Source organism: Thermodesulfatator atlanticus DSM 21156, assembly GCF_000421585.1.
GTDB classification, from domain to species: domain Bacteria; phylum Desulfobacterota; class Thermodesulfobacteria; order Thermodesulfobacteriales; family Thermodesulfatatoraceae; genus Thermodesulfatator; species Thermodesulfatator atlanticus.
In genome coordinates this window covers 1-12,586 of sequence record NZ_ATXH01000038.1, presented here as the reverse complement: position 1 = coordinate 12,586, position 12,586 = coordinate 1, and the positions used below count along the sequence as shown (strand labels likewise).

The following is a 12,586-nucleotide window of genomic DNA, read 5'->3' as shown; positions in this document are numbered from 1 at the left end:
TTCCTGAAATAGGGGATCCTGTCAGGGGTAAGCGTAATTTTTCGCCTGTCCCCGTAGTAGAGCTTTATGCGTTCGATTACTTCGTCGTCAGAGAAGGAGTCAGGAGGGAGCATGCGGCAGAGGAGATGGAAGTGGTTCCCCATGATGCAGAAGCCATAGACTTCAACGAAGAATACTTTTGAGAGCCAGCGGAAGAGGTGAAGTAAGTGGTCTTTTTCGGCAGGGCCTAAGACGTTATGGCCTGGAAGGGCGGTGCGAGAGATGATGTGATAAGCAGCCTCTGGGTTTTTAAGGAATTTTCTAGGGATACGAGCCACGTTTTGCCTCCTAATTTAAACTTGCCTGTCCCTTTTATTTGCTTCGGAAGAAAAAGAAAGTGACTTAAAGAATTTTGCCTGTCCCTTTATTTAAAAATTAACTTTCTGTGACAGGGGCTTTTTAAAGGGGGAGAGACCAAGTAAAATATCTTTATCGAAAAACTTGCTGGTCATTAAATCCAGTTCTCTGAAAAGGTAAAATTATGAATAGAGAAGAGCTTAAAGTTAAATTTGAAGATATTCCCCCAGAAGGTCTGTCTTTGGCATTTGAAGACCAAAAGGGTGAACTTATCAAAGATTGCCATCCTATTATCAAACCTATCCGTGCAAGTGTTCATCTTCAGCGCTGGGGGATTGATGTCAAAGTTACTGGTCAGGTGGAAACAGAAATATCACTTATTTGCGACCGTTGCCTAAAAGAATTTCCTTTCCCAATAAAAAGCAAAATAAATGTATTACTTGAGCCCCGGGCAGTGCTTTCGCGCCTTAAAGAAGAGATGCGTCTTACCAAAGATGATCTTGACGTCATCTTTTTTGACGGCCATCTCGTAGAGGTCGATGAGGTAGTGCGGGAAGAAATCCTTCTAGCTGTTCCTATGCGTAAATTGTGCCACGAAGAATGCAAAGGGTTGTGCCCTAATTGTGGTAAAAATTTAAACAATGGCCCTTGCCAATGTAAAAAACAAGTGCCAGAATCCCCTTTTGCAATCCTCAAGAAGCTGGTAGTTTCTTCCGGTTAGTTTTGAAAAGGAGGTCTAGCGATGGCAGTACCAAAGAGAAAAGGCTCTCGTTCCCGCAGGGGCATGCGTCGGGCTCACAAACACCTTAGTGCGCCGTCTGTTAGCGTGTGCCCTAAATGCAAATCTCCCAAACTCCCGCACCGCATCTGTCCTTCCTGTGGGACATATCGCGGTAAGGTCTTTTTGAAAACGGAGGAAGAGGAGTTTTAGCAAGTGGCCACCTGGGTTGCCCTAGATGCCATGGGGGGAGATTTTGCCCCCCAGGCCACTGTCGAAGCTGCCTATCTTGCGGTAAAAGAATACGAAGACCTGGGCGTCTATTTAGTAGGTAAGGAAGATCTCCTTTCTCCGCTTCTTAAAAAGAAAAAACACAAACGCATCAAATTGGTCTCAGCTTCTCAGATTGTTGCGATGGATGAAGCCCCTATCGCGGCCCTTCGCAACAAGCCCGATTCTTCGCTTCGTAAGGCCTTTGATTTGGTCAAAGAAGGCAAGGCCCGTGCTATTGTTAGTGCTGGAAACTCCGGAGCCGTACTTGTTACCGCGCTATTCGTGCTTGGCCGTTTAAAAGGGGTTTCAAGGCCTGCCATAGCAACGATCCTTCCCACTATGAAAGGCTATGCGGTTATGATCGATTCAGGGGCAAACGTAGATTGTAAGCCCCACCATCTCCTTCAATTTGCCTACATGGGATCTGTCTTTGCCGCGCGCATCCTAAATATAGAAAAACCGAAAGTCGGGCTTCTTTCTATTGGTGAGGAAGGGGGTAAGGGGAACACCTTGGTAAAACAGGCCCATAACTTGCTCAAACAAAGCAGTTTGAACTATTTCGGCAACATTGAAGGCCGCGATATTTACCGGGGTGACGTGGAAGTAATTGTATGTGATGGATTCGTGGGAAACGTATGCCTTAAGCTTTCAGAGGGTCTTGCAGAGACCTTGATGGCGATGATGGCCCAGGAGATACGTAAACACAAGCTTGCTATGCTGGGTTTTGCCTTTGCCAAGCCAGCACTTGCCCGGTTCAAAAAACATATCGACTGGCGTGAAAGAGGAGGGGCCCCTCTTCTTGGGGTAAACGGCGTGGTGATAATTAGCCACGGGCGCTCTGATGCCAAGGCCCTTAAAAACGCCCTTGGCACCGCCTGCGGTTTTGTAAAACAAAAAATTACCGAAAAGATAGGTGAGGCCTTGGAAGAACTGGCTTCAAGTAAATTAGGGCAGGTTAATGAGAAATGAAGACAGGTGCGGTAATTTGTGGTTTAGGAGCAGCGCTTCCCTCACGAGTCCTTACCAATAAGGATCTTGAACAAATCGTTGATACTAGCGACGAATGGATTACCCAGCGTACAGGGATTAAGGAAAGACGCATTGTCTCTCCGGGGGAATCAAATAGTAAACTCGCGGTTGAAGCTGCGAAAAAGGCTTTAGCTCGAGCTAATATTTCTCCTTATGAGCTTGACCTTATTATCGTAGCCACCTTCACCCCTGATTATCTTATGCCAGCCACAGCGGTTTTGGTGCAGGACCAAATCGGGGCCAAAAATGCAGGGGCCTTTGATCTTGCAGCTACCTGTTCAGGGTTTATCTACGCCCTTTCTGTGGCAGACCAATTCATTAGGGCAGACCGCTCCCGCAAGATTCTTGTTATCGGCAGCGAAGTCCTTTCCCACAAGGTCAACTGGGAAGACCGCACCACTTGTGTTCTTTTTGGAGATGGTGCAGGAGCTGCTGTGCTCACCGGTTCAACTAACGACCAAAGAGGCATTTTATCCACGCACCTTCATGCTGACGGAAGCCTCTGGCATCTTCTCACGGTAAAAGGCTGTGGTTCGCTTTATCCTCCCTGTGGAGATGAGCTTCCTCGGGAGGAATACTACATAAAAATGCAGGGTCGTGAGGTTTTTAAACATGCGGTGCGCGCCATGGAGATCGTTGCCCGCGAAGCCCTTGATAGAAACAATTGCTCTCCGGAAGACCTGGCCCTGGTAGTCCCTCATCAGGCCAATATCAGGATAATCGAAGCCTTGCGGGAAAGGCTTGGGCTACCTTCTGAAAAAGTCTTTGTAAACCTTCATAAATACGGAAACACCTCGGCGGCAAGCATTCCTCTTGCCCTGGTGGAAGCCGAAGAAGAAGGCCGTCTAAAGTCAGGGGATCTCGTGCTTCTTGTGGCCTTTGGAGGCGGCTTTACCTGGGCAAGTGCCCTGCTTCGCTGGTAATCATGCAAGTACGTCCAAAGGCGGAGAAGGTCTCCGCCTGTATGGAAAACATCGCGGTTGTCATGGTGGAAACACTTTACCCCGAAAATATCGGGGCTGCCGCTAGGGCCTGTGCTAACTTTGGTGTCAAAGACCTTGTCCTTGTCCGCCCCAAAAGTCTTGACCAGGAAAAGATGCGCGCCATGGCTACTAAAGGCGGCCTACCGGTGCTTGAAAACATGAAGATTTACGAAAACCTAGAAGAAGCCCTGGCGCCTTTTAATTACGTAGTGGGGACAACCGCCCGCCTTGGCCGCCAGCGCAAGGTAACAGAAACCATAAGAGAAGCAGCACCGCGCCTGGTATCCCTTTCTCATCAAAACAAGATCGCTATCCTTTTTGGAAATGAAAAATGGGGGCTCACCAATGAAGACCTTTATCATTGCCATTTGGCAGTGACTATCCCTACTGCCGAAGCAGCTTCTTTAAACGTAGCCCAAGCGGTGGTGATCATCCTTTACGAAATTTTTAATTTTAAGGCGGAAGTCCCCTTAAAAAAGCCTACCTTGGCAACTGTCCAGGAACTTGAGCCCATGTATCGCATCCTCAAAGAAACCCTGGAAGCCATTGACTATGTCCCCCATGATAACGTTGTTCTATGGATGACAACTATCAGGCGCTTTTTATCCCGTCTTGAGCTAACTTCTCAGGAAGTACGAATTATTCAGGGTTTTTGCAAAAATCTTCTCTGGCACCTGCGTCATAAAGACCGTGGGCCAGAATAAATCTTCTTACCGCCTCAGGTAAAAGAAACCTAATAGATTTTCCCTTGCTTACGGCCTCTCTTATCATGGTGGACGAAATGTCAAGACGAGTAACTGGCACGTAACGAATGGTCTTTCCGTTTGGTAGTGCAAACACTTTTTCTTTTTCCTGTGCTTCAGGGAAAATTTCTTTTACTTTTTTGCGAAATTCTTTTTCGCCACCTTCCCCGCGGTTGATAACTACCAGGTGCACAAGCCTTGGAATTTCACGAAAAGAAAACCAGGTGTCAAATTCCAGAAAGGCATCAAGCCCGAGAATGAAGAAATAGTCCTCTTGAGATGCTGCCAGAAGTTCTTTGAGGGTTATAACCGAATAAGACGGTCCTTTGCGTTTTCCTTCGAGGTCAGAAACCTCAAAGTGTGGCACGCCTTCTATGGCAAGGCGGGCCATTTCAAACCTCAGGGCAAAAGGAGAAGTTCGGGATTTTTTGTGAGGCGGGGTGCCTGCGGGGATGAAGATAATTTTATCAAGTTTTAGTTTTTCATAGACCTCCTCGGCAGGCCTTAAGTGCCCAAAATGTATGGGGTCAAAAGTCCCGCCGAGAAGGCCCACACGTTTCATTATTATTCCCTGATTTGCCCCTCTCCGAATACGATAAACTTAAGTGTGGTAAGCTCCTCAAGGGCCATAGGGCCGTAAGCATGAATTTTAGTGGTAGATATGCCTATTTCTGCTCCAAGCCCAAGCTGGCCACCGTCGTTAAATCTTGTGGAAGCGTTAACCATGACCACCGAAGCATCAACTTCTCTCAGAAAACGTAAGCTCCTCTGGTAATCTTCGGTAACAATGCTTTCTGTATGGTTAGAGCCGTAACGGGCGATGTGGTCAAGGGCTTCGTCAAAGGTTTCAACCACTTTTACCGCCAGAATCAAGTCAAGATACTCGGCATCCCAGTCCTCTTCCGTAGCAGGCTTAGCCCAAGGGACAATCGCCCTTGTTTTTTCACAGCCGCGGATCTCTACCCCTGCGCTGCGGAATTCTTCGCACATATCAGGAAGAAACTTCTCTGCCACGGCCTTGTGAACCAGCATGGTTTCCATGGCGTTACAAACACCTGGGCGCTGTACCTTGGCGTTAAAACAAATCTTTCTTGCTTTTTCTAGATCGGCATAGCGGTCCACAAACACGTGGCACACGCCTTTGTAGTGTTTGAGCACGGGGATACGAGAGTTTTCCGTAACAAAGCGGATAAGCCCTTCGCCTCCCCTTGGAATGATTAGGTCGATATATTCGTCTAACTTTAAAAGCTCATTTACTGCTGCTCGGTCAGTTATAGGAATTACCTGAACACTTCCCAAAGGGGCTCCATGGGCCTTAAGCGCATCCTGGAATATGCGCGCAAGGGCAATGTTTGAATTAATGGCTTCTGAGCCACCCCGCAGGATAACGGCATTTCCGCTTTTAAAACAAAGCCCTGCGGCATCAATGGTGACATTGGGGCGGCTTTCGTAAATCATGGCAATTACCCCAAGGGGAATGCGCATCCGCCCCACCCAAAGGCCATTAGGCCGCCGCCACATTTTTACCACTTCGCCCACCGGGTCAGGGAGGGCCGCGACTTCTTCAAGCCCCTGAGCCATGCCTTCGATTACCTTGTCTGACAGGGTAAGGCGATCGATAAGGGCAGAAGAAAGGCCCTTTTCCCTGGCAAGCGCAAGGTCTTTTTCATTTTCTTCCTGAAGATAGGCACGCTCTGAACGCAGGCGTGCTGCCACTTCGCGCAGCACTTTGTTCTTGATATCAGTGGAAAGATAGGCAAGCTCCCTTGCAGCCTCACGGGCTTTTTGCCCGACTTCTCTGACAAGTTCTTTTACTTCCATTTTTCCCTCCCTAAAGTTTTTCTTGGGACACCGTGTTTTTTAATCTTCCGATGCCTGAGATTTCAACTTCGATTACATCTCCCGGTGATAGTGGGCCTATGCCCGGGGGGGTTCCGGTGGCAATAACATCTCCTGGCAAAAGGGTCATGATGTTTGAGACAAAACTTATGATTTCTGGAATGGAAAAGACAAGCTCCCTGGTTGATGAGTCTTGTCTGAGTTTCCCATTGAGATAAGAGCGGACTTTTAAGTCTGTGGGATCAAGGTCAGTTTCAATCCAGGGGCCCATGGGAGCAAAGGTGTCAAAGCTTTTGGCCCTTGTCCACTGAGCGTCTTTTTGTTGCAAATCCCGTGCGGTAACATCATTAAAGCAGGTGTATCCCAAAATAAAAGAACTGGCTTCCTCTGGTTTAACCCTCCTTGCACGTTTTCCAATGACAACGGCTAGTTCAGCTTCATAATCAACACGTTTGCTTTCAGGTGGAATGATGATGGTTTCATCCTGACCGATAACCGCAGAGGGCGGCTTAAGGAAAATAAGTGGTTCTTTGGGCAAAGGAAGTCCGAGCTCTTTGGCATGATCTCGGTAATTAAGGCCAAGGGCGATAATTTTACTCGGCAGCGTAGGGGAAAGTATTTTGACTTCTTCTATGGGAAGTTTTTGAGAACTTAAAAAGATCCCTTCAAAAAAGGGTTTTTCAAGTAAAATGGCATTTTGTTCCTGAAAGGCGGCGAAATATGTTTTTCCCTTGTAAGTAACGCGGCCAAGACGCATACGGGTTATTTAACACAACGTCTTGCTAAGGACCAGGCTTTTTTGGTTTGATAGGCCTTCTTGTGGGGCGAATAGGTTTTTTCTGCTGCTTTGCAGCCCTTGGGCGTGCCTGGCGTTTGGTGGCAAGAGACTTTTCCCTTTTAGAAAGCATTTCTTTAACAATTACCGGCGAAAGAAACCATTTGTCTTCTGGTTCTGGAAAAATTACGGGTATTTTAAAGCCCAGGTCTTTTTCAATGAATTCCAGGTAAAAGGCCCCGTCTTCATCACAGAACGAAATAATTTTCCCGTTATCAGCTACTTTTAGCGCCCTTTGGCGAAATTCTTCGGCGCTTTCAGGCAAATCGTAATTTATCAGCAGAGGCACCCCGTCCTGCTGGATAAAACGGCACCCTGCATCTGTGGCTATCAGAATATCAGCGTCTTGGCCTGCAAACTGTTTCAGGAAGCGCAAACGATATTCTGGGCCAAGGTCTGGCTTAAGAAACACCGCGCGGAAGCCAATCTTTTTTAATTCGTCACAAAGACTTTGGGCTTCAAGCTTGTTGTTAACAAAAATAATGGCCTTCTGCCATCCGTGTTGCGCAAGGACCCCCAAAAGGAGCATAAATTTTTCTTCTCTGCTCACGTGGATAAGGCTAAGCTCAAGTTCGTTAAAATCCTCTCTGCCAATTTCAATGTAGATTTCATCTGGGTCTTTTAGAAACTTGTAAGCAGTTTCCAGGGCTTCGTAACGTAGGTTTTCCATAAATACCAGGCCCTGGCGTTCCCCTGGCAGAGGTAGTTTTGCCAAAAGGTTTTCAAGAAATGTTTTGTTCTCAAGGGCCATTTGGTCGAATTCGTCAAGCACAAGCACTTTGAGCTGTTGCGTTGGAATAAGCTTCCATTTAAGAAGGCGGTTTAGCCAATGAGGCGTGGTGAAAATTACGTTTGCGCCTTTTTCAACGGCTTTAAGTTGGTCTTCTGGAATTTTATCTGCTGAAGCAAAGGCTGTAGCACTAAAAGGAAAATCCCTAGCAAGGCCCTTAACAAAATTTGTAAGTTCCAGGGCCCGCTCGGGATTAGTTACCAGCACCAGCGAATGGAGTCCTTTGGGTTCTTCTCTTAAAAGCCGGTCAAGAATAACGATGATGTAAGCAAGGGCCTTTCCGCTGCCGCGCCTTGCCTTGACAATGGCATCATGCCCCTTCAGCGCCTGGGGTAAGAATAAGTCCTGGATAATGGTACTTTTGGTAAAGCCGTTTTTTTCTAGCGTCTCAAGAAGGGTAGGGTGCAGGGGAAAAGCCGCAAATGGCCTTCCGTGCAAGGCAACCGCAAGAGGTCTTATTTCTCCTCGAGCTTCCGTCATAGCCCTCCTCGCAACTTAGGCGCTCTTAGCCGATATTAAACATTTTCCGCTGCGCTTCAAGATTTTTAAGTTAAGAGACCTGTAAAACACTTTTTGGGATCCGTTCCTATTTTTCGGAAGAAAAAAAAACGCATCCTTGCAACTGGTCCTGGCATTTTTTGCAAAGGTCTCAAGTTAAGGGATTCAGCTCTTTGATCGATTAGTTTATTAGGCTCTTGACAGTGAGGAAGAAAAAGATATCCTTATAATCGCCGTTGGGCCACGAAAGCCCTTGGGGAAACCCAAGGGCTTTTTTTGTTGGTTATTTGAAATATTTATAACAGAAATTGATGGGGGATGGTGTCTGGTTTTGTCTCTTTTTCGTGCCAGCGGGCCCGTCCTTAAATGTCTCGCCCGCCCCTCCCGCTGAGATAGACGGCCCGCTGGTTCTCTTTTTTATGTTAAGCCTAAAAAATTACTTTGGTCGGTGTTTTTTCCACCAACGTTTGAAAAGATTCTTTTTAAGGGTGGAGAGATAGTCGATATAAAGTGTGCCGTTTAAGTGGTCCAGTTCGTGCTGAATGGCACGTGCCCCAAGGCCTTCTAGTTCCATTTCAAAGGGATTTCCTTCTCTATCTAGAGCGCGCACTAAAACTTTAGCCTTACGTTTAACCTTGGCGCTATATCCCGGAATGCTGAGACATCCTTCTTCTTCAAAGAGTTCGCCTTCTGCTTCGACGATTTCCGGGTTAATAAAAACTATGAGCTCTGGAGCGCCCTCTCGCTGCTTAAGGTCTAACACGAAAAGCCTTAAGGTCTCTCCCACTTGATTGGCAGCAAGCCCTAAGCCTTTTACTTCATACATGGTTTCAGCCATGTCGTCGATTAGCTGCTGCAAAGCGCCGTTTATCTCGGTAACTGGCTTGGCCTTTTCTCTTAAAACCGGGTCTCCTAAAATGCGAATTTTTCTTTTTGCCATGACAATACTTTACCTAATTTATATTAGTTTTTAAAGAGTAGTGGCTACGCTTTTTTAAAACGCCACAGGAGATTTCCCAGACCTTTAAATAGGCCTTCTGGTAAGAATATCATTATTAAGATTAGAATAGTTCCAAATATTAAGACGTCGTAGTCTTCAAAGATCGTTAGCACCTCGGGAAGAATGGTAAGAACCACTGCCCCTAGCAGGGCTCCCCAAATACTTGCAATGCCTCCGATTACTACCATGGTTACCAACTTCACTGAATGTAAGAAGGTAAAGCTGGTGGGAGCGATGAACATGGCAAAGTGTGCGTAAAGGCTTCCTGCAAGCCCTGCCAGACAGGCGGAAAAGACAAAAACAATGAGCTTAAGTTTGCGTGTGTCATAACCAAGGGACATGGTGGCAGGCTCACTGTCATGTAAGGCCAAAAGGCTTCGGCCAAAAGGAGAATGTGCGATGTGCAAGGCAACCAAGAGAAAAACTAATAACACCGCACCGAATAGAAAGTAATAATGGCGACTTTCTATAAAGGTTAGGCCGAAGAGCTCTAACGGCGGAATCCCTACCAGGCCAGAAGGCCCGCCGGTTAAGGAAATCATTTCTTTAAAAATTACGTAAATGATTACGCCAAAGCCTAGGGTGGCCATAGCAAGGTAGTGGCCTTTTAATCTCAGTGCGGGCAGCCCAAGTGCCAATGCCACCGAGAAGGTAACCAGTTGTGCGGCGCCAAGGGCTGCCAGGCAACTTAAGCCGTATTTAGTTGTAAGGATTCCAGAAGTATAGGCCCCAAGCCCATAGAAAGCTGCGTGGCCAAGGGAAACCTGCCCGGCATAACCCATCAGGAGAGAAAGTCCTATCACGATGAGGCCCTTTAAAAAGAGAATATTCAAGACGTTAAAATAGTAGTCGTTATGGTTTAAAAACCCAAAAGCAAAAATGATGATGGCCAGGGCTATGAGGGCCAGGTAGTGGTTTCTCATAACTTTTTGATCTCCTTTTTTCCAAAAAGCCCCTCTGGCTTAAGAAAAAGCATGAGGATGAGTATGACAAAGGCCGCGGCATCTTTGTAAGCCGAAGAGATGAAACCTGCGGCAAGGGCCTCGATTACCCCCAAGAAAAAGCCACCCAGGACAGCCCCGGTACTTGAGGTAAGCCCACCAAATACCGCGGCACAAAAGCCCTTAAGCCCAAGCATGGTGCCCATATCGTAGGTGGCAAAGGTGATAGGCGAGATAATAACTCCTGCCACCGCAGAGGTGCCTGCGCTAAGGGCAAAGGCAAGGAGCACCAGAGGCTCTACGCGGATGCCAAGTAGCCTTGCGGCCAGACGATTAACCGCTGCGGCTCGCATGGCCTTTCCGGTAAGGGTTTTTTTGAAAAAGGCCTCTAGCAAAAGGACTGCTAAAATTGCTACCACCAGGATTAAAAGACTCTGGGGAATAATTGTTGCTCCGAGAAAATGAAGGGGTTTTTCCCCCACAAAGGCAGGCACAGGCAGGGGATTTTTACCCCACACAAACATGGCAATGCCTTTTATAAGTATCGATACGCCAATGGTTATGATGATAAGGGTGATGTGGCTTGCGTGCCTTGCAGGGTAAATAGCAAGTCTTTCTACGATTATGCCACAAATCGCGGTAAGAACTACCGCTAAGCAAAAGGCAAGTGGTATTGGAAGCCCCAGGGAGCAAAACGTGGCCATGAACATGGCCCCAAGCATTACGAATTCACCTTGCGCAAAATTGATAACTTCCGTGGCGTTGTAGATAATGGTGAACCCCAGGGCAATTAAGGCGTAAATTGCCCCGTTAGTAAGGCCTGATAGGATAAACTGAAGCGCTTCACTCATTTACTGTCCGAAACCAAAAATAATTTGAGGGGTGACTTTAAAACACGATGCCGAATAAGCAAGGGGGGATCGTCCCCCTTGCTTATTACTTCATGAGTTTCCAGTTGCCGTTTTCAATGCGGATGAGCACGAAAGCGGTTTTTTCATCAAGGCCGTTATGATCGGTGGGGCTCATGTTAAAGATGCCGTGAATACCAACAATCCCTTTGACATTTTCCAAGGCCTCGCGGATTTTTGCTTTGTCAGCGCCTGCTTTTTCAAGGGCGGTTTTTAAAAGCAAAAAGGCGTCGTAGGCGTGCCCTCCAAAAGTTGAGGGTTCTTCACCATAGCGGGCCTTGTATTTGGCAATGTAATCAAGAAGTAGTTTTTTCTGGGGGTCGGAATCAGGAAGCTGGTCTGCAACAAGGATTTTTCCGGCAGGTAGGATGATGCCCTCGGCAGCATCTCCGGCAAGGGCAATGAACCTTTTTGAGGCTACTCCGTGACTCATAAAAAGCTGTTGCTTCATGCCAAGTTGTTTCATATTCTTGGCCACGGTGGCAGGCCCAGGGTTCGTACCCCAGCAAATAACAGCGTCAGGATTTTTGGCTCTTATGCGGGTAAGCTGAGGAGTCATGTCTGAATCTTTGGGGCCATAGAGTTCGTCAGAGACGATTTCAATACCATATTCTGGGGCCAGAGCCTTTAGTTGTTCACGTCCGCTTTGGCCGAAACCATTAGAGACCGTAATAATGCCTACTTTTTTGATGCCATTTTGGCGGCAATATTCATATATCTTTTTTACGGCCAGGCGGTCGCTTTGAGCTGTTTTAAACACCCAGGGTTTTACAGGTTCTACGATTTTGATACCTGCAGCACAGGAAATAAGGGGGACTTTGTAGCGTTCTACAAAAGGAACCACCGCAAGGGTTGTGCCGGTGCGGCTTGGGCCTATGATAGCAAGGACTTTATCTTGAATGATAAGCTTGGTTACTTTTTTGACAGCGTTTGTTTCTTCCCCTTCGGTATCATACACTACAAGCTTGATGGGATGGCCGTTTATCCCGCCAGCTTTGTTTATTTCCTCAACAAGCATTTCAAGAGTGTTTCTTTCGGGTTCACCAATAAAAGAGGTTGGTCCAGTGATGGAGAAAAGGGCACCTATCTTATAGGGTTTGCCAGCCCAGACACTAGCACTTGTAAGGAGAAAAATCCCCACTAAAAAGGCCAAAAAAAGTTTTCGCATATATACCTCCTTGCTTCGGTTTTGGCCAAACATGATAGCCAAACTTAACTGTTTTTTCAAAAAAATTTTGTACTCATTTGGAAATTGCTTGCTCAGTTCTTACTTATTAACCGTCATGAGCAATTACTCACAACGAAACACACAAAAAACGTCGCGGGGAAAGTTCTTCTGGCCTGTCCCCTTAAGACCATTTTCACAGGATGGGAGCATGTTTTATCTGACAAGGTGTCATTGTATGGTTAACAACAGAAAGGATGATTAAATTCAGGAAGAAAAGTTGGTAGGGAGGGACTGGCTGGCTTGTCATGGAACGTTTGCCCTATGGCAAACTGTTCGATCGCGAGACTAGCCGTCCTTCCCTATGTTTGAACAGTATCCGGGACGTTTCCTTTTGCGGAAACTGTCCGTATACAAGGCTAAACCGGGAAGGGCCTCCCTACCAACATCGCTATTATAACACTTAGTGCCAAAAGGAGGAATCACTATGAAAGACTATTCCTTCCTTGGCGTTGATGTCGCCAAAGA

Annotated in this window: 14 protein-coding genes; 5 read left to right on the top strand and 9 right to left on the bottom strand. The window is 46.9% G+C overall.

The features are described 5' to 3' along the window. On the bottom strand, positions 1–317 hold a 317-nt coding region (locus tag H528_RS0111445; RefSeq protein ID WP_022854446.1), incomplete at its 3' end, for a transposase. 203 nt (positions 318–520) lie between these two features. On the opposite strand from H528_RS0111445, the gene H528_RS14220 reads away from it, so the two are divergent. From H528_RS14220 to H528_RS0111425, 5 genes are read left to right on the top strand one after another with little or no spacing between them, the layout of a single operon-like run. Further along, a complete protein-coding gene (locus H528_RS14220; protein WP_022854445.1) occupies positions 521–1,057 on the top strand; it encodes a YceD family protein in 537 nt (178 codons plus the stop codon). A 21-nt stretch (positions 1,058–1,078) separates the two neighbouring features. Further along, complete coding sequence (rpmF, locus tag H528_RS14395; RefSeq protein ID WP_084677724.1) at positions 1,079–1,267, top strand: 50S ribosomal protein L32; 189 nt, start codon at positions 1,079–1,081, stop codon at positions 1,265–1,267. 3 nt (positions 1,268–1,270) lie between these two features. After that, entirely contained in the window at positions 1,271–2,296 is a 1,026-nt protein-coding gene (gene plsX, locus H528_RS0111435) for a phosphate acyltransferase PlsX (RefSeq protein WP_022854444.1), read from the top strand. Beyond that, a complete protein-coding gene (locus H528_RS0111430) occupies positions 2,293–3,279 on the top strand; it encodes a beta-ketoacyl-ACP synthase III (RefSeq protein ID WP_022854443.1) in 987 nt (328 codons plus the stop codon). The genes plsX and H528_RS0111430 overlap by 4 nt, the downstream gene beginning before the upstream one ends. 41 nt (positions 3,280–3,320) lie before the next feature. Next, positions 3,321–4,043: an RNA methyltransferase gene (locus H528_RS0111425; protein WP_022854442.1), complete on the top strand. Its 723-nt coding sequence runs from the start codon at positions 3,321–3,323 to the stop codon at positions 4,041–4,043. Here the strand turns inward: H528_RS0111425 and nadD are convergent. From nadD to H528_RS0111385, 8 genes are all read right to left on the bottom strand, one after another. After that, positions 3,979–4,644, bottom strand: a complete 666-nt coding sequence (gene nadD / locus H528_RS13655; protein WP_022854441.1) for a nicotinate-nucleotide adenylyltransferase — start codon at positions 4,642–4,644, stop codon at positions 3,979–3,981. The genes H528_RS0111425 and nadD overlap by 65 nt on opposite strands. 2 nt (positions 4,645–4,646) lie before the next feature. Then, positions 4,647–5,903, bottom strand: a complete 1,257-nt coding sequence (locus H528_RS0111415) for a glutamate-5-semialdehyde dehydrogenase (protein WP_022854440.1) — start codon at positions 5,901–5,903, stop codon at positions 4,647–4,649. 10 nt (positions 5,904–5,913) lie between these two features. After that, the gene (locus H528_RS0111410; RefSeq protein ID WP_022854439.1) at positions 5,914–6,678 is read right to left on the bottom strand and encodes a fumarylacetoacetate hydrolase family protein; all 765 of its coding nucleotides are present in this window, start codon (positions 6,676–6,678) and stop codon (positions 5,914–5,916) included. Between the two features lie 25 nt (positions 6,679–6,703). Beyond that, the gene (locus H528_RS0111405; protein ID WP_022854438.1) at positions 6,704–8,026 is read right to left on the bottom strand and encodes a DEAD/DEAH box helicase; all 1,323 of its coding nucleotides are present in this window, start codon (positions 8,024–8,026) and stop codon (positions 6,704–6,706) included. A 454-nt stretch (positions 8,027–8,480) separates the two neighbouring features. Next, entirely contained in the window at positions 8,481–8,984 is a 504-nt protein-coding gene (gene def / locus H528_RS0111400; protein WP_022854437.1) for a peptide deformylase, read from the bottom strand. Between the two features lie 44 nt (positions 8,985–9,028). After that, positions 9,029–9,967, bottom strand: coding sequence for a branched-chain amino acid ABC transporter permease (locus H528_RS0111395; RefSeq protein WP_022854436.1), 939 nt, complete (start codon positions 9,965–9,967; stop codon positions 9,029–9,031). Beyond that, entirely contained in the window at positions 9,964–10,836 is an 873-nt protein-coding gene (locus H528_RS0111390) for a branched-chain amino acid ABC transporter permease (RefSeq protein WP_022854435.1), read from the bottom strand. Before H528_RS0111390 ends, H528_RS0111395 begins: the two co-directional genes overlap by 4 nt. An 85-nt stretch (positions 10,837–10,921) precedes the next feature. Then, positions 10,922–12,061 (bottom strand): ABC transporter substrate-binding protein, encoded by a 1,140-nt coding sequence (locus H528_RS0111385; protein WP_022854434.1) that lies wholly within the window; start codon positions 12,059–12,061, stop codon positions 10,922–10,924. Positions 12,062–12,586: the final 525 nt, after the last annotated feature.